The following is a 16486-nucleotide window of genomic DNA, read 5'->3' as shown; positions in this document are numbered from 1 at the left end:
CACTGAACGGTGGGGTGGCACTCAGGTAAGGCTCGGTTAAGTTAGGTCCGCCTCAGTCCAGCCCCGTACACCCATGGAGCCCGCATGCGCCCCGTCCGCCTTTCCGTTGTCACCGCCGCCGCCACGGTCGCGGCTCTGACCGCCGTCACGGGCTGCGCAGACAAGAGCGACGCCAAGGGCGACAACGGCGCCATCGAGGTGGTCGCCAAGGATGACGCCTGCGAGGTCTCGAAGAAGGAGTTCCCGGCCGGCCACATCCAGCTGGACATCGAGAACAAGGGCGCCAAGGTCACCGAGGTCTACATCCTCTTCCCCGACGACCGCATCGTCACCGAGCTGGAGAACATCGGCCCCGGCCTCAAGCGCGAGCTCACCGCCGAGGTGAAGCCCGGTGACTACGAGATCGCGTGCAAGCCCGGCATGAAGGGCGACGGCATCCGTCAGAAGGTCAAGGCGACCGGCGACGGCAAGGTCGCCAAGCGCAGCCCGGAGAAGGACGCCGCGGTCGCCGCGTACCGCACGTACGTGCAGCAGCAGGCCGACGAGACCCTGCCCAAGGTGAAGGTGTTCACGGACGCCGTGCGCAAGGGCGACATCGAGGCCGCGAAGAAGGCGTACGCCGACTCCCGTATCGGCTGGGAGCGCACCGAGCCGGTCGCCGAGTCCTTCGGTGACATCGACCCGAAGGTCGACGTCCGCGAGGACGGCCTGGAGAAGGGCCAGAAGTGGACCGGCTGGCACCGCCTGGAGAAGGCGCTGTGGCAGGACAAGAAGCTCGGCGCCGAGGAGAAGGCCATCGCCGACACCCTCGATGCCGACCTCGCCGCCTGGGTCGACAAGGTCGGCACGGCCGAGCTCACCCCCACCTTCATGGCCAACGGCGCCAAGGAGCTGCTGGACGAGGTCGCCACCGGCAAGGTCACCGGTGAGGAGGAGCGTTACTCCCACACCGACCTGGTCGACTTCAAGGCGAACGTCGAGGGCGCGCAGAAGTCCTACGAGCTGCTGAAGCCGGTCGCCTCCAAGAACGACCCGAAGCTGGTCGCCGAACTGGACAAGCAGTTCGCTGCGCTGAACACGCTGCTCGACAAGTACCGCGAGGACAAGAGCTCGTACGAGTTCACCTCCTACGACAAGGTCGGCAAGGCGGACCGCAAGGAGCTCAGCGACGCCGTCAACGCCCTTGCCGAGCCGCTGTCCAAGCTCGCCGCCGCCGTTGTGAAGTAAGGGAGAGGTCACGATGACGGAGCAGACGCAGAGCAGCGACGGTGCGCCGTCGCGCCGCTCCCTTCTCGGCTGGGGCGGTGCCGGACTCGCGCTCGGCGCCGCCGCGGCCGGCGGTGCGGCCGTCGCTCTGGGCCGCGGCGACACCCCTGTGCCCGCCGCGGACAGCGGCGCGGCCGTGCCGTTCCACGGCACGCACCAGGCGGGTATCGCGACGGCGGTTCAGGACCGGCTGCACTTCGCGACCTTCGATGTGAAGACGAAGGACCGCGCCGAACTGGTGCAGCTCCTCAAGGACTGGACCCGGGCCGCCGAGCGTATGTCGGCCGGTCACGCGGTCGGCGAAGGCGCTTTCGGCGGTCTGCCGGAGGCGCCGCCGGACGACACCGGCGAGGCGCTGGGCCTCAAGCCGTCGCGGCTCACCCTGACGATCGGCTTCGGTACGACCCTCTTCGACAAGGGCCGGTTCGGTCTGGAGGGCCGGCGCCCCGCCGCCCTGGTCGAGCTGCCCACGTTCCCCGGCGACAACCTCGACCCGGCGCGCAGCGGAGGCGACCTGTGTGTGCAGGCCTGCGCCGACGACCCGCAGGTCGCCGTGCACGCCATCCGCAACCTCGCCCGGATCGGCTTCGGCAAGGTCGCCGTCCGCTGGTCGCAGCTCGGGTTCGGCAAGACCTCGTCGACGACGCCGGAGGCCCAGACCCCGCGCAACATGATGGGCTTCAAGGACGGCACCCGGAACATCGCGGGCACCGACACGGCGGAGCTCGAGAAGCATGTGTGGGTGTCGAAGAAGGACGGTCCGGCGTGGCTGGCCGGCGGCTCGTACCTGGTGGCGCGCCGCATCCGGATGAACATCGAGACCTGGGACCGCACCTCACTGCAGGAGCAGGAGGACATCTTCGGCCGGGACAAGGGCGAAGGTGCCGCCGTCGGCAAGGCCAAGGAGCACGACGAGCCGTATCTGCCCGCGATGCTGCCGACCGCCCATGTGCGGCTCGCGCATCCGGACACCAACGGCGGAGCCCGGATGCTGCGCCGCGGCTACTCCTTCACGGACGGCACCGACGGTCTGGGCCGGCTGGACGCGGGGCTGTTCTTCCTCGCCTACCAGCGCGACGTCCACAAGGGGTTCGTCCCGGTGCAGCGACAGCTCGCCGCGCACGACGACCTCAACGAGTACATCCAGCACGTGGGTTCGGCGCTGTTCGCCGTCCCGCCGGGCGTCCGCGACAAGGACGACTGGTGGGGGCGGGAGCTGTTCTCGTGACGAACGCAGTGGAAGGACCCGCATGTTCGGCAACTATCTGATCGGCCTGCGCGAGGGGCTGGAGGCGAGCCTGGTCGTCTGCATCCTCGTCGCCTACCTGGTCAAGACCGATCGCCGCGACGCGCTGCGCCCGGTCTGGACCGGCATCGGGACCGCCTGCGCCATCTCACTGGCCTTCGGCGCCACCCTGGAGTTCGGCTCCCAGGAGCTGACCTTCGAGGCGAAGGAGATGCTCGGCGGATCGCTGTCGATCATCGCCGTCGGTCTGGTGACGTGGATGGTCTTCTGGATGCGGCGTACCGCCCGGCATCTGAAGAGCGAGCTGCACGGCAGGCTCGACGCGGCGCTGCAACTGGGCACGGGTGCGCTGGTTGCCACCGCGCTGTTGGCCGTGGGCCGGGAGGGCCTGGAGACCGCGCTGTTCGTGTGGGCGTCGGTGCGCGCCAGCGGCGAGGGCTCTTCGGCGCCGCTGATCGGCGTGCTGTTGGGCATCGCCACCGCGATCGTGCTGGGCTGGCTGTTCTACCGGGGCGCCCTGAGGATCAACCTGGCGAAGTTCTTCACCTGGACCGGCGGCATGCTCGTGATCGTGGCAGCCGGTGTTCTCGCCTACGGCGTGCATGACCTCCAGGAGGCCCGCTTCGTGGGCGGTCTGGCGAACAAGGCCTTCGACGTCAGCTCCACGATTCCGCCGGACAGCTGGTACGGCACCCTGCTGAAGGGCGTGTTCAACTTCCAGCCCGACCCGACCGTCCTCCAGGTCACGGTGTGGCTGTTGTATCTGGTCCCGACGCTCGGACTGTTCCTGGCCCCGGTAGGGTTCGGACGGTTCGGACGGTCAGTGCGGGTCGAGGAGCAGAAGGCAACCGATGAGAAGGCTGGGTCGGGCGGCGACGGGACTCGCGGCGACGGCGGTGCTGTCCCTGACGGCGAGCGGGTGCGTGACGGTGCACGGGGAACGGGAGGTCGTCCCGACGGCGACGAGGTCTGAGGCCGAGAAGGCGCTCAAGGACTTCACCGACGCGTACAACGAGGCCGACAAGGCGTACGACCCCGCTCTCGACGCCAACCATGTCACCGGCGCCCTCGGCGCGATCAACCAGGCCGGGCTGAAGGCGCGGCAGGTGAACTTCCCCGACGGCAACCCCGGCCATGTGCCGCTGGAGCTGACGGACACGAGGTTCACCATCCCGAAGAAGGCGGGCTGGCCGCGCTGGTTCGTGGCGGACACCGACTCCAACCGGGACCAGGACAACGGCCGGTCGGACAACCGGTGGCTGCTCGTCTTCGTGCGCAACGGTGTCGACGACGGCTGGAAGGCCGCGTATCTGACGATCCTCACGCCGAAGGAGATCCCGGCCTTCAGGACCGACAAGGACGGTTTCGCGGAGGCTGTGGCCCCGGACAGCGGCGCACTGGCGGTCGCGCCGCGCGATCTGAGCGAGGACTACTCCTCGTATCTGCAGAACGGGAAGCCGGAGCGCTTCGCGGCGGGTCCGCACACCTCCGGGTGGCGCGAGTCCCGCAAGAAGGACGCCCGTCTGCCGGGGATGTCCACGCAGTACATCGATCAGCCGCTGGACACAGGGGACTTCGCGCCGCTGGGACTCTTCACCCAGGACGGCGGGGCGCTGGTCTTCTTCTCGATGCGCAACTACGAACGACAGACGGCGGCGAAGGGTGTGCGGCTGAACGTCAACCAGGACGTGAAGGCGCTGCTCACCGGTCAGGTGAAATCCACGATCACCAAGGAGCGGGTGTCCAGCCAGGCCGTGACGGTCCCGCTGGGCGGGGGCGGGGCCGCCGGTTCCGAGGCCGGTGACGGCGCAGGCCGGGTGACGGTGCTGGGCCGGCTGACAGGTCTGACGGCGGCGAAGGGTTCCTGACCGGGTGCCGCACCGAGCCCGGACCGTTCCGGTCGCCGCCGACGCGGTGCGGTGGGCAGCGCGGTCCGGTCAGCAGTCCCGTGCGGTGAGCGGCGCGGTCAGGTGGGACCAGGAGCCCGACCCGGTCGGCTGGCGTGGTCCTGTCAGCAGTCCGGTGCGGTCAGGAGCCCGATGCGCTCGGCGGCGCCGTCCGGCAGGCGGCGCGGCGCGATGCAGCCGGATCCCGCCTCGTCCCGGTCCGCTCAGCGGCCGAGTGGCCAGGCCGCGTCGTGCCGCTCCGACTCCTCCATCTCGCCCGCATACCGCGCGCAGGCGTCCGTCAGGGTCTCCAGCAGCGTCAGCGGGTCCGGAAGCGGATGCTCCGGGCCGCGTAGCCAGGCGACCGCGCGGTCGCCGTCGCCCGGCAGCCGGGCGGGGGGTACGAGCACATAGCTGCCACGGCAGTGCCAGCGCAGCCCCGGATGCTCGTCCATCGTCTCGGGATGGCAGTCCAGCGCGCAGGGCCACCACTCGTCCTCGTCCTCGGGGGTGCCGCGGGTCGCGGTGAAGAAGAGCATCCGGCCCTCGTCGCCGCTGCCTCCGGACTCGGCCACCGGGCCGACGTCGATTCCCTGCTCCAGCAGCCGCTCGAGCGCACTGCGACCGGCCTCCAGCGGTACGTCCAGGACGTCGTGGACCATGCCGGTCGCGGTGATGAAGTTGGCCTCGGGCTGGTGGCTGGCCCAGCGCTCGATCTGCCCGCGGTCGGTGGTCGACTGGGTCTGCCAGGCGAACGAGACCGGGTGGGTGGCGGGCGTGGGACAACCGATGCGCTCACAGGAACAGCTGTAGCCGACGGGATACGCGGCGGGTGCCAGCGGCAGTCCGGCGGCGGCGGAGGCCAGGAGCAGAGCCTCGCGCTGCGAGTCCTCGGCGTCGGTGTCCTTGGGGCGGCGGCGCAGCCACTGTGCCAGCCTCGTCCCCCCGGAAAGCCTGCCCTCCGTGCCGCGGTAGCGGCCGATACCGTCGCCCATCTATCCCCTCACACCTCACGCTCGCCCCACGCCGGACTCTGCCATGGTCCCACCATCCTGCTCCCCGGGTGGCCACTGCCCTCAACCGGGGTACCTGCGCATGTGTTCCCTTGCCGGTCTCAGCCTCGTGGAGCGAGGCCGTTCACGGCGTAGTCGACGATCCGGTCGGCGTAGTCGTGGGTCAGGGGGAGGGTGCGCAGCAGCCAGCGGTGGGCGAGGGGGCCCACGAACAGTTCCAGGGCGATACGGGGATCGAGGTCGTCCCGTACCTGCCCCTTGCGCCGGGCGGAGCGCAGCCGCGTCGCATACAGCTGGAGCTGCGGTTCGAGCAGTTTCTCGACGAACGTGGCACCCAGCTCGGCATCGACCACGCCCTCGGCGGCGAGCGCGCGGGCGGGGGCGTCGTAGGCAGGGCTGGTCAGCTCGTCGACGGTGGCGCGCAGTACGTGCCGCAGATCGGCCTCGAGGTCCCCGGTGTCGGGGATCTCGTACTGTCCCGGCCCCACGGCCTCGGCAGCCTGGTCGGCGAGGTCGAGAAAGGCCTCGAGGAGGACGGCGGCCTTCGAGGGCCACCAGCGGTAGATGGTCTGCTTGCCGACGCCTGCGCGGGCGGCGATGCCCTCGATGGTCGTGCGTGCGTAGCCGACCTCGCCGACGAGGGCGAGGGCGGCGTCGTAGATCGCGCGGCGGGAGCGCTCGCTGCGGCGGGAGGAGACGGGCGCCTTGGACTCGGTCATGGCACTCAACCTACCGAGGCAGGAGACGAGACGTCTCGCCTGGATGTACGTCGCCGACCGAGGTGGACGGGCCGGCGGCGCGTGGGGAGGCGCCCCTCCCCCTCGCCTCACCCCTCGGGAGGCCACGCGTCGCCCCAGTCGGCGTCGCGGGCCGCGCGGTAGAGGGAGCCGTGGCGCTTGGTGACCGTCTCGCGCCCCAGGACTTCGTCGGATGTGCAGAGGTCGAGCAGCACCAGCCCCTTGCGGATCTGGGGCTTGCGGGTGATCCGGGAGGAGGCCGGGGTGGCCGGGAAGCGGGTGGCTGCGACGTAGCTGAACTTCTCGTCCTCGTACGGCAGTGAGCCGCCCTTCACCTGGCGGTGCAGGGAGGAGCGGGAGACCCGGGCCGCGAAGTGGCACCAGTCGGTGCCCGGCTCGATGGGGCAGGCCGCACTGTGCGGGCAGGGGGCCGCAACGCGCAGGCCGGCTGCGATCAGGGCGTCGCGGGCCTCGATGACACGGGCGTAGCCGTCGGGGGTGCCGGGTTCGACGATCACGACCGCCTGGGCCGCACGGGCCGCCTCGGCGACGACCGCCTTCCGGTCCTGGGGCGTCAGTTCGTTCAGGACGTACGACACCGTCACCAGATCAGTGCTCTCGATACGGAGCGCCGAGCTGATCCGCGCACGCTGCCACCGCGCGGCGCGCAGCGCGGGCACCTGGGAGGCCTCGGCCAGCTCGCGGCCCAGCGTCAGGGCCGGCTCGGCCCAGTCCAGCACCGTCGTGCTGGGCGCCGCTTCCTCCCATGCGTCCGCGACCGCCCAGCTCGCCGCGCCGGTGCCGCCTCCGATGTCGGTGTGCGTGGCCGGCGCCCACGAGGGAGCTGCGGCGCGCAGGGCGGCGAGGGCGGACCGTACCGCCTCGAAAGTGGCGGGCATCCGATACGCCGCGTACGCGGCCACATCGGAACGGTCCCGCAGCACCGGCGCATCGGTCGGGGTGGTCCCCCGGTAGTTGGCGATCAGGCGCTCGACGGCCTGCGCCGCCTGCGTGGGCGGCAGCCCGTCCAGCAGTCCGGCCAGGGCACTGCGCAGGGTCTCGGCGGTGGGAGCGGTGACGTTCACCGACCGATTCTACGAGCGATCCGGACCCGGCCGGGATGCGCCGGACGCGGACCACCGGGACCCACCGGAGTCAGACCGCCTCGCCGCGTCGCTGCCACGGGCGGCACAGCCCCAGGAAGCAGCCGACCGACCCCAGCGCGCACGTCAGCTGGACGACGGCCATCGGCACAGCGGTCGCCTCGCCCGCGATCCCGACGAGCGGCGAGGCGACCGCGCCGATCAGGAACGCCGACGTACCGATCAGGGCGGACGCGGAACCCGCCGCATGCGGCGTGCGTGTCAGCGCCAGCGCGTTGGTGTTGGGCATCGCCAGACCCATCGCGGACATCAGCACGAACAGCCCGGCCGCGACCGGCGCGAGTCCCACCCGGCCGAAGACCCCCGACGTCATCAGCAGCAGCGCGGTCGCGGCGAGCGTGATCACGGCCAGGCCGATGCCCAGCGCCTTGTCCAGGCTGACCCGGCCCACCAGCAGCTTGCCGTTGATCTGGCCGACGGTGATCAGGCCGATCGAGTTGAGTCCGAAGAGCAGGCTGAACGTCTGCGGCGACGCCCCGTAGATCTCCTGCACCACGAACGGCGACGCGGAGATGTACGCGAACAGCGCGGCGAAGGCGAGACCGCCGGCCAGCGTGTACCCGGTGAAGACCCGGTCGGCGAGCAGTCCCCGCATGGTGCGCAGCGCCTCGCCGACGCCCCCGCTGTGCCGCTTCTCCTCGGGCAGGGTCTCGTGCAGCCACTTCAGCACCACGAGGGTGAGCAGCAGGCCGACGGCGGTGAGGACGACGAAGATGCCCCGCCAGTCGGTGACGCGCAGCACCTGGCCGCCGATCAGCGGCGCGATGATCGGTGCGACGCCGGAGATCAGCATCAGAGTCGAGAAGAACCGGGCCATCTCCACGCCGTCGTACAGGTCGCGCACCACCGCGCGGGCGATGACGATACCGGCCGCGCCCGCGAGCCCCTGCAACAGCCGGAAGCCGATGAGCAGTTCGATGCCCGGGGCCAGCGCGCAGATCGCGGTGGCGGCGACGTACACGATCATCCCCACGAGCAGCGGGCGCCGCCGCCCCCACTTGTCGCTCATCGGGCCGACGACGAGCTGGCCGAGCGCCATACCCGCGAGGCAGGCGGTGAGCGTGAGCTGAACGGTCGCGGCGGGCGCGTGCAGCGAGTCGGTGACCGCGGGCAGCGCCGGGAGGTACATGTCCATGGACAGCGGCGGCAGTGCGGTGAGGCCGCCCAGGACGAGAGTGACCAGGAGCCCGGCGCGGCGGGCCGCCACGACGGGAGCGGAGGCGGACGCGGACGCCGGTTCAGGGACAGGTTCGGGCGCGGGCACCGCAGGGGATGCGGATACCGGGGCGACCTGAGGCATATGCTCCTGTTTGGTCTGGTCGCTCTCCGGCATCTGCAACTCCTGTTCATGGATTCAACAACCATGTTCTCAGCTCAATCCATGGTCCTCGAATCCCTGTACGCCGCTAGACCTGCTGGAGGCCCGGGTTGCCCGCCCCGGTCACGAACGACGCGGCCGTGGTGATGCCGGCGCCCGGCGTGGTGACGGCGGCGACCGTACGGAAGTCGGCGCGCGCCTGCTGCTCGCCGAGCGTGACGGTCACATAGCCGCGGCGGCCGTTGTAGAACTTCATGTGCGGATTGGCCTTGGTGTACGTCTCCCAGGTGGCCGGCCTGTCCGCGCCGTCCTTGCCGCTGGAGATGGATGTCGCCACGATCTCCGTGCCGACGACCTTGGCGCCGGGGGTGTCGTAGTCCCGCTTGATGTCGTACGCGTACGCGACATGCACGTCACCGGTGAGGACCATCAGGTTCTCGACCCCGGCCGCCGCGGCGCCGTCGAGAATCCGGTTCCGCGAGGCCGGGTAGCCGTCCCAGGAGTCCATGCTGACCTTGGCCACGGGATTGAGGTCCAGCTTGCGCCGGGAGAAGTTGACCTGCTGCGGTACGACGTTCCACAGCGCCCGCGACGCGTGCCAGCCGTCGATCAGCCAGCGCTCCTGGGTCGCACCGGTCATGGTGCGCGAGGGGTCCTCGGACTCGGGCCCCGGGATGTCCAGGCCGTCTCCGTAGGCCTGGTCGGAGCGGTACTGACGGGTGTCGAGCACGTCGAACTGTGCGAGCCGCCCGAACTGCAGCCTGCGGTAGAGCTGCATGTCGATGCCCTCGGGCTGCTGGGGACTGCGCAGCGGCTGGTTCTCCCAGTACGCGCGGTAGGACGCGGCCCGGCGCAGCAGGAACTCCTCGCGCGGTACGTCGTTCTCGGGGATCTCGTCCGCGTAGTTGTTCTCGGTCTCGTGGTCGTCCCAGGTGACGACGAAGGGGTGGGCGGCGTGCGCGGCCATCAGGTCCGCGTCGGACTTGTAGAGGCCGTAGCGCAGCCGGTAGTCCTCGAGCGTGATCGTCTCGCGGTTGTAGAGCGCGGGCAGCCGGCGGTCGGTGTAGTTGCGCGCACCGCCGACGGAGTTCACGGCGTACTCGTAGAGGTAGTCGCCGAGGTGGAAGACGACATCGAGGTCCTCGTCGGCGAGGTGCCGATAGGCGGTGAAGTAGCCGTCGTGGTACGCCTGGCAGGACACGGCAGCAAGCTTGAGCTCGGCGATACGGGCGGCACGGGCGGGCGCGGTGCGGGTCCGCCCGGTCGGGCTGATCCACTGCCCCGCGCGGAAGCGGTAGAAGTACACCCGGTCCGGATCGAGGCCGGTGGGCTCGACATGGACGCTGTGGTCGAACTCCGGGTGGACGGTGACGCTTCCGCGCCTGGCGATCCGGGTGAAGCGGTCGTCGTGGGCGAGCTCCCAGCGCACCGTGAACCGGGCCCGGGGCAGCCCGCTGCCGGGCTCGTACGGGCGGGGCGCGAGGCGGGTCCACAGGATGACGGACCCGGGATGGGGGTCTCCGGAGGCCACGCCCAGCGTGAACGGGTCCTCGGCGATCTGCCGGGCGTCCACCTCGACGGCGTGCGCGGTACCGGGCAGATTGACGGCGAAGGCGAGCGCGGCGGCGGCAGATGCGGTGGTCAGGAAAGTGCGGCGGCCGAGGTGCCGGGCGGCCGCTGCTCTGAGTTCGGGTGCGTGGTCGTCGTGCGGCGCGGGTGTCATGTGCCCCTCCCCTGACGGCTGTTGTCAGTTGGTATTGGAGTGGCAGCCGACGAAGCCGTGTTGTCGGAGGCACAACATCCGGATGTCGGTCCGATGAGTTCCGTTCGCCGCCGGCGCGTACGCTGCGCGTCCATGGACGCAAGTGCAGTTCGTGCACAGAAGATCGCCGTGGTGACAGGTGCGGGTTCGGGCATCGGCCGGAGCGTCGCGCTGGCACTCGCGGACGGCTGGTCACTGGCGCTCGCCGGCCGCCGGGCACAGGCGCTCGAGGAGACCGCGGAGCTGGCGGGGCCGGACGCGCAAGTGCTGTGCGTACCCACGGATGTGACGGACCCCGAGGCGGTGTCCGCGCTCTTCGCGGCGGTGGTCGAGCGCTACGGCCGTGTGGACTTCCTGTTCAACAACGCGGGCACCTTCGGCCCGGGCGGTATCCCGTTCGAGGACCTGCCGTACACGGCCTGGCGCAAGGTGGTCGACGTCAACCTGACGGGGGCCTTCCTGTGCGCCCAGGCGGCGTTCCGCCAGATGAAGGCACAGGACCCGCAGGGGGGCCGGATCGTCAACAACGGCTCCATCTCGGCGCACACACCACGTCCCGACTCGGCGCCCTACACGGCCACCAAGCACGCGCTGACGGGCCTGACCAAGTCGTTGTCGCTGGACGGCCGCCCGTACGGCATCGCCTGCGGCCAGATCGACATCGGCAATGCGGCCACCGACATGACGGCCCGTATGCGGTCCGGAGTCCTCCAGGCGAATGGCGAACTGGCGCCGGAGCCGGTGATGGACGCGGCGGACGTGTCCAGGACGGTGCGGCTGATGGCTGAACTCCCACTGTCGGCGAACATCCAGTTCACGACGATCCTGGCGACGACGATGCCGTTCATCGGGCGGGGCTGAAGGGCCGGGGCGGAGGTCCGGCACGGAAGCCCGCTGGCTAACCTGCTGCGATGCGCTGGCGAGACATCAACATCTGGGTGAAGCGGGGCGGGGCGGCGGTCACCGCCGCGGCCCTGGCGGGCGGCGGGTACCTGTGGCTGGAGCGGCACTCCCCCGAACACAAGCTGTCCGAGGCGTGCTCGGGCATGCTGCCGGTCGCTGAAACGATGGCCGTGACGGGCGACGACTTCAAGCTGTCCAGCTGGGGGTACGACGTCTCGTCCGGTGTGGTGGAGCCGCCGGGGCTCGCCGCGCGCTGCCATATCGGCAGCACATGGGTGGACATCCAGACCGCGAGCGGCGCGCACTCGCCGTTCGGTGACTACACCTTCCAGCGCCGCGACGACGTCCTGCCGGTCCCGCTCGGTTCCGGATGGTCGGGATTCATTGTCGCGGAGGAGGAGGACGAACTCGGTGCCTCCGTGCTGCTGGACTGCCCCGACTGGAACTCCCGTGAAGGCAGCGGCATCCTTGTCACCGTCACCAAGAGCTACACCGACGCTCATAGCACCTCCGCGCGGCGGAACCTTGCCCGCGTCGCCGCCGGCACGGCGCAGCGCGCCGCCGAACGCACCGGCTGCCACGCCGACCCGGGCACCCGGATCGAACGGGTGGACCCCGCGCCGCCACCCCCCGACACGAGCGTCGCCGCCGAATTCCCGAAAGGCACCTGCACCGGCCTGACTTCTCACCGCGCCTTCCGTGAGACGGCGGCGGACACGGCCCCGGTCGAGCACTGCGTCCTCGAAGACGGTCTGGCCCTGCATGCCGAGTACGGGCCGTTCGCGCGAAGCGAGAGCGACGGGGAGTACGGCGGTCAGTCACGGCCGGCGGGCAATGCGCGCCACTTCGCCTGGGCCTCCGCCCGGTGCCAGGGCGCCGACGACATCGCGATGTACTGGGCCACGCCGACCGAGAACGCGGACCGGGAACCCTCGAAGCAGCTGCTCAACGCCGCGGAACTGAACGATCTGCGCCGTTTCGCCCGGGACTCGGCGGCCCGTCACGGCTGTTCGGCACCCACCGTCCCTTAGGCGCCGGGCGTCTATTATTCCGGCACCCTACCCATGGGAGGCTGCCGGAATGGATCACACCTGGGAGACGGTCGCCCGCCTGCACTCCTGGCTGCACGCCCGCAGCCGATTCCCGCAGGAGCAGGAGACGTTGCTTCGGATCCTGAAGCTCTCGGAGGAGGTCGGCGAGGTGGCGCAGGCCGTCATCGGTGCGACCGGCCAGAATCCGCGCAAGGGCACGACCCACAACTGGCAGGACGTCCAGTCGGAACTGTGCGACGTGATCATCACCGCGATGGTGGCCCTGCGCACCCTGACTCCGGAAGCGGCGGAGACCTTCGCCGCCCACCTGGAGCTCGTCGCGAAGCGCTCGCTGGACACCTGACAAGAGGTCGCCGTACATAGTGAAGCGCCCGACGGGGGCACGCTGGTACGCCCCCTGGCGTGACCGTTCCACCGTCCTCGCCGTTAAGTCGATCATGACCATTCGACGCATGACCACCGTCCTTGGCACCCTCGCCGCGACCGTCCTTCTTACGGCCGCCGCCCCCTCCTCCGCCCAGGCCGCCGCCGCGGCCCCCTCCTGTCCCGGCGGCTCCGTCTGCTTCTTCAGCGGCCAGAACTTCAGCGGCTCCTCGTGGGAGTGGACTGCCAACAGCGGCTACCGCGACATGCCCCCGTCCCTCCACGACCATGTGGGCTCCTTCGTCGCCTCCACCGATGCGTGCTTCATCGCGTACGAGCCCACCGAGAAGCGCCAGTCGCACAACGGCGACTGGCGCAGCGCCTACCTCGGCGACTTCGGCGGCCGCATGGACGCGGTGGGCCCGGGCGCCTGCTGAGCCGACACCACGCGATGCCCCGCCGTCATGACGACGGCGGGGACTTCGTCCCGGCCCGCCGGCCGCTTCGATGACGGCCTCGGCGCGCAGCCGACCTCCAAGCGGGTCGCGGCTCGTTTCGTCCACCTCACACTGCGTGCCCGCCGGGCTGCGAGATGTGTGATTTGCGCCCTTGACCCACGCGCAATTCTGCCGTCGCGGTGGACCCGTACGTTCTGGCCATGGAACAGAACCTCGGGCGCAGAGGCTTCCTGCGCCTCACCGGAACAGCCGCCCTCACTGCCTCGCTGGGCAGCGCCCTCACCGCGTGCGGAACCGCCGACAAGACGTCCACGTCAGCCAAGCCCGGCCGTACCGTGCGACTTGGGTTCATCGCGTTGACCGACTGCGCGCCGCTGATCATGGCGAAAGAACTCGGGTACTTCGCCGAGCGCGACCTCAACGTCGAACTGATCAAGCAGGCATCCTGGCCGGCCACGCGGGACAACCTGCTCAACGGGCAGATCGATGCCGCTCATGCCCTCTTCAGCCTCCCGCTCTCCGTTGCGTCAAAGATCGCGGGCACTGGTTCGACCGATCTGAAGATAGCCATGGTGCTCAACAACAACGGCCAGGCCATCACCCTCAAGAAGGACTTCGCCGACGCCGGCTACGCGGACCTGGCAGCCGCCCGGGCGCTGCTGGAGAAGAAGTCGCCGACCCTGGCCATGACCTTCCCCGGCGGCACGCACGACACCTGGCTGCGGTACTGGCTGAAAGCCACCAAGGCAGATCTGTCGAACGTCAAGATCGTTCCCGTTCCGCCACCGCAGATGGTCGCCAATATGAAGGTCGGCAACATGGACGGCTACTGCGTCGGGGAACCGTGGAACGCCGTCGCCGTCAAGCAGGGCATCGGCTTCACCCACCTGACCACCCAGGACCTGTGGCAGCACCACCCGGAGAAGGCCCTGGTCGCCGGCGCCAAGTTCGCGACGGAGCGCAAAGAAGTCCTGGCCGATGTGATGGGGGCTGTCCTCAAGGCCGCCAAGTGGCTCGATGACCTGGAGAACCGCGCCAAGGCGGCGACGACCATCGGCGCCACGCAGTACGTCAACGCGCCGCCGAAGGAGATCGAGGGTCGGCTGCTGGGCACCTATCAGCTGGGAGCGGACCTCGGCGAGAAGAAGTACAGCGGCGATCAGATGATGTTCTTCCGCGACGGCAAGACCTCCGCGCCGCGCCGCGCGCACGCGATCTGGTTCCTGACCCAGTACCAGCGCTTCGGACTGCTCAAGGAGGCACCGCCCTACGCCAAGATCGCCGATGAGATCATCCTGCGCGATCTCTATGAAGAGGTCGCCGGCAAGGAGGGCATCGACGTACCGGGCGACGACATGAGCCCGTTCCCCCTCAAGCTCGATGGCGCGACGTTCGACCCCGCCAAGCCGAAGGAAGAGGCGAAGCGGCCATGACCACCTCGCTGACCGGCACGGACCAGGCCGATCCTCCGACAGATCCGGCCACCCGGCCCGATCCGTCCGGCGCGCCCGACGCCGGACCCGCCTTCCCCGGAGCCCGGATGAGCCGGCTCGCCGAAGTCGGCCGCGGCATCGGCTGGGCCGTGGTCGGTTCCACCACCGTCGTGCTGCTCTGGCAGCTTGCCACGTCCTGGACAACCGATGTCCCGGCCCCACTCGACGGGGCCCGGGCGCTGGCCGACCTGCTGGCGGATCCCTTCTACGACAACGGCCCGAACGACAAGGGGATAGGCCGGCAACTGGGCATTTCACTGCAGCGGGTGTTCACCGGCTTCGCGCTGGCCGCTGTGGTCGGGGTGCTGGCCGGCCTGCTCATCGGCGCGAGCCGCCGGGCCTGGCTGGCGTTCAACCCGGTGGTGCAGGTGCTGCGCCCCGTGTCGCCGCTGGCGTGGTTCCCGATCTGGCTGACCGCGTTCAAGGACGCCGACCAGGCCTCGGTTTTCGTGATCTTCATTACCGCGCTCTGGCCCACGCTGATCAACACCGCGGCCGGCGCGGCGGAGATCCCGCGGGACCACCGCAACGTCGCGCGGGTCTTCCGGTTCGGCCGCCTGGCCTATCTGCGGCATGTGCTCGTGCCCAACGCCTTGCCGTCCGTCATCACCGGACTGCGGCTGTCGATGGGCATCGCATGGATGGTCATCGTGGCGGTCGAGATGCTCTCGGGTAATGCGGGGATCGGGTTCTTCGTATGGGACTCGTACAACGCCGGGAACCTCAGCTCGGTCGTAGCCGCGATCGTGCTGATCGGTCTTGTCGGCCTGGTCCTTGACGTGATTCTGGTACGGGTCTCGCGCAAGGTGGCTATCGAGGAGGTTCAGTCGTGACCGTCGAGATCCGCGCGCTGCACAAGACGTTCCGCCGAAGGGGTGCAGCAGCCCAGCATGTCCTGCGGGGTGTCGACCTGACCGTCGACGAAGGCGAGTTCGTCTCCTTCATCGGCCACTCGGGCTGCGGCAAGTCGACACTGCTCAATCTGGTCGGTGGGCTGGTCCGCCCGGACGCGGGTGAGGTCGTGGTGGACGGTCGGACTGTCACCGGGCCGGGTCCGGAACGGGCGATGGTCTTCCAGAACTACTCACTCCTGCCCCGGCTGAGCCTCCTTGCCAATGTGCGCGAGGCCGTTCGCGCGGCACGTCCGGACTGGTCCCGGAAAAAGGCCGACGACATGGTCGAGCGGTATCTGACCGCCGTCGGGCTGTGGGAGCACCGCGACAAGCGCCCGGGTCAGGTATCGGGCGGTATGGCCCAGCGCGCCGCGGTCGCCAGGGCCTTCGCCGTGGGACCGCGCACCCTGCTGCTGGACGAGCCGTTCGGTGCGCTGGACGCGCTCACCCGCTCGCGGTTGCAGCAACAACTCGTCGAGCTGTGGGGCAACGAGTCGGAGACCGAGAAAGTGCTCATGGTCACGCACGGGCTCGACGAGGCGATTCTGCTCGCCGACCGGATCGTGGTCATGTCCAACCCGCCGGAGCCGTCGGTGCGCACGATCATCCCGGTGCCGATCCCGCGTCCTCGGGACCGCGCGACGATCACCGGCCACCCGGCATACGCCGCCACCCAGGAGGAGTTGGCCGCCCTGCTGCTCGCCGACCAGGCGGTGGCCGCATAGCCCCGGCCGGTCCCGGGGTCGATACCCGCCCGCCGAGCTCGAGTTGTCGATAGAGGAGTGAGGTGGCTGCGGGTGGTGGGGGCCCCCCGGGGGGCCCCCCCCCCCCCCGGGGGGGGCCCCCCCCCCCCCCCCCCCCCCCCGGGCGGGGGGGGGGCGGGGGGGGGGGGGTGGGGCCCGCGCGGGCGCACCCCGCGGCCCCTTTTAAGAG

At 70.2% G+C, this 16486-nt stretch carries 16 protein-coding genes; 11 read left to right on the top strand and 5 right to left on the bottom strand.

Annotated features, from left to right (window positions below):
• Positions 1-84 precede the first annotated feature (84 nt).
• Genes efeO through ACFYWI_RS27415 form a run of 4 tightly spaced genes read left to right on the top strand, consistent with a single transcriptional unit; the run spans position 85 to position 4380 of the window.
• Positions 85-1227, top strand: a complete 1143-nt coding sequence (gene efeO / locus ACFYWI_RS27430) for an iron uptake system protein EfeO (RefSeq protein ID WP_389237519.1) — start codon at positions 85-87, stop codon at positions 1225-1227.
• Between the two features lie 13 nt (positions 1228-1240).
• Positions 1241-2494 (top strand): iron uptake transporter deferrochelatase/peroxidase subunit, encoded by a 1254-nt coding sequence (gene efeB / locus ACFYWI_RS27425; RefSeq protein WP_389237517.1) that lies wholly within the window; start codon positions 1241-1243, stop codon positions 2492-2494.
• Positions 2495-2516: 22 nt separating this feature from the next.
• Positions 2517-3485: an iron uptake transporter permease EfeU gene (efeU, locus tag ACFYWI_RS27420; protein WP_389237515.1), complete on the top strand. Its 969-nt coding sequence runs from the start codon at positions 2517-2519 to the stop codon at positions 3483-3485.
• Entirely contained in the window at positions 3442-4380 is a 939-nt protein-coding gene (locus ACFYWI_RS27415; RefSeq protein WP_389237513.1) for a hypothetical protein, read from the top strand. Before efeU ends, ACFYWI_RS27415 begins: the two co-directional genes overlap by 44 nt.
• A gap of 242 nt (positions 4381-4622) precedes the next feature.
• On the opposite strand, the gene ACFYWI_RS27410 is transcribed toward ACFYWI_RS27415, so the two are convergent.
• The 5 genes from ACFYWI_RS27410 to ACFYWI_RS27390 form a co-directional block, all read right to left on the bottom strand.
• Positions 4623-5393 (bottom strand): bifunctional DNA primase/polymerase, encoded by a 771-nt coding sequence (locus ACFYWI_RS27410; protein WP_389237511.1) that lies wholly within the window; start codon positions 5391-5393, stop codon positions 4623-4625.
• A gap of 119 nt (positions 5394-5512) precedes the next feature.
• Positions 5513-6130: a TetR/AcrR family transcriptional regulator gene (locus ACFYWI_RS27405; protein WP_389237509.1), complete on the bottom strand. Its 618-nt coding sequence runs from the start codon at positions 6128-6130 to the stop codon at positions 5513-5515.
• A 107-nt stretch (positions 6131-6237) separates the two neighbouring features.
• Positions 6238-7233, bottom strand: coding sequence for a small ribosomal subunit Rsm22 family protein (locus ACFYWI_RS27400; RefSeq protein ID WP_389237507.1), 996 nt, complete (start codon positions 7231-7233; stop codon positions 6238-6240).
• Between the two features lie 70 nt (positions 7234-7303).
• Entirely contained in the window at positions 7304-8644 is a 1341-nt protein-coding gene (locus tag ACFYWI_RS27395; protein ID WP_389237505.1) for a Bcr/CflA family multidrug efflux MFS transporter, read from the bottom strand.
• Between the two features lie 73 nt (positions 8645-8717).
• Positions 8718-10352: an alkaline phosphatase D family protein gene (locus ACFYWI_RS27390; RefSeq protein WP_389237503.1), complete on the bottom strand. Its 1635-nt coding sequence runs from the start codon at positions 10350-10352 to the stop codon at positions 8718-8720.
• 132 nt (positions 10353-10484) lie between these two features.
• On the opposite strand from ACFYWI_RS27390, the gene ACFYWI_RS27385 reads away from it, so the two are divergent.
• The 7 genes from ACFYWI_RS27385 to ACFYWI_RS27355 all read left to right on the top strand — a co-directional run bounded on the left by ACFYWI_RS27385 (position 10485) and on the right by ACFYWI_RS27355 (position 16278).
• Positions 10485-11252, top strand: a complete 768-nt coding sequence (locus ACFYWI_RS27385) for an SDR family oxidoreductase (protein ID WP_389237501.1) — start codon at positions 10485-10487, stop codon at positions 11250-11252.
• A 50-nt stretch (positions 11253-11302) separates the two neighbouring features.
• Entirely contained in the window at positions 11303-12325 is a 1023-nt protein-coding gene (locus tag ACFYWI_RS27380) for a hypothetical protein (RefSeq protein ID WP_389237499.1), read from the top strand.
• Positions 12326-12374: 49 nt separating this feature from the next.
• Entirely contained in the window at positions 12375-12689 is a 315-nt protein-coding gene (locus ACFYWI_RS27375; RefSeq protein WP_389237497.1) for a MazG-like family protein, read from the top strand.
• A 109-nt stretch (positions 12690-12798) separates the two neighbouring features.
• The gene (locus ACFYWI_RS27370) at positions 12799-13146 is read left to right on the top strand and encodes a peptidase inhibitor family I36 protein (RefSeq protein ID WP_389237495.1); all 348 of its coding nucleotides are present in this window, start codon (positions 12799-12801) and stop codon (positions 13144-13146) included.
• 221 nt (positions 13147-13367) lie between these two features.
• Positions 13368-14600: an ABC transporter substrate-binding protein gene (locus tag ACFYWI_RS27365; protein ID WP_389237493.1), complete on the top strand. Its 1233-nt coding sequence runs from the start codon at positions 13368-13370 to the stop codon at positions 14598-14600.
• The gene (ntrB, locus tag ACFYWI_RS27360; RefSeq protein WP_389237491.1) at positions 14597-15493 is read left to right on the top strand and encodes a nitrate ABC transporter permease; all 897 of its coding nucleotides are present in this window, start codon (positions 14597-14599) and stop codon (positions 15491-15493) included. The genes ACFYWI_RS27365 and ntrB overlap by 4 nt, the downstream gene beginning before the upstream one ends.
• Positions 15490-16278, top strand: a complete 789-nt coding sequence (locus ACFYWI_RS27355) for an ABC transporter ATP-binding protein (protein WP_389237489.1) — start codon at positions 15490-15492, stop codon at positions 16276-16278. Before ntrB ends, ACFYWI_RS27355 begins: the two co-directional genes overlap by 4 nt.
• Positions 16279-16486: the final 208 nt, after the last annotated feature.

It is taken from the genome of Streptomyces sp. NPDC002889 (genome assembly GCF_042888425.1).
Classification (GTDB): Bacteria; Actinomycetota; Actinomycetes; order Streptomycetales; family Streptomycetaceae; genus Streptomyces.
Note: the sequence above shows the minus strand (reverse complement) of the source record. Positions and strands in the feature narration are given on the sequence as shown.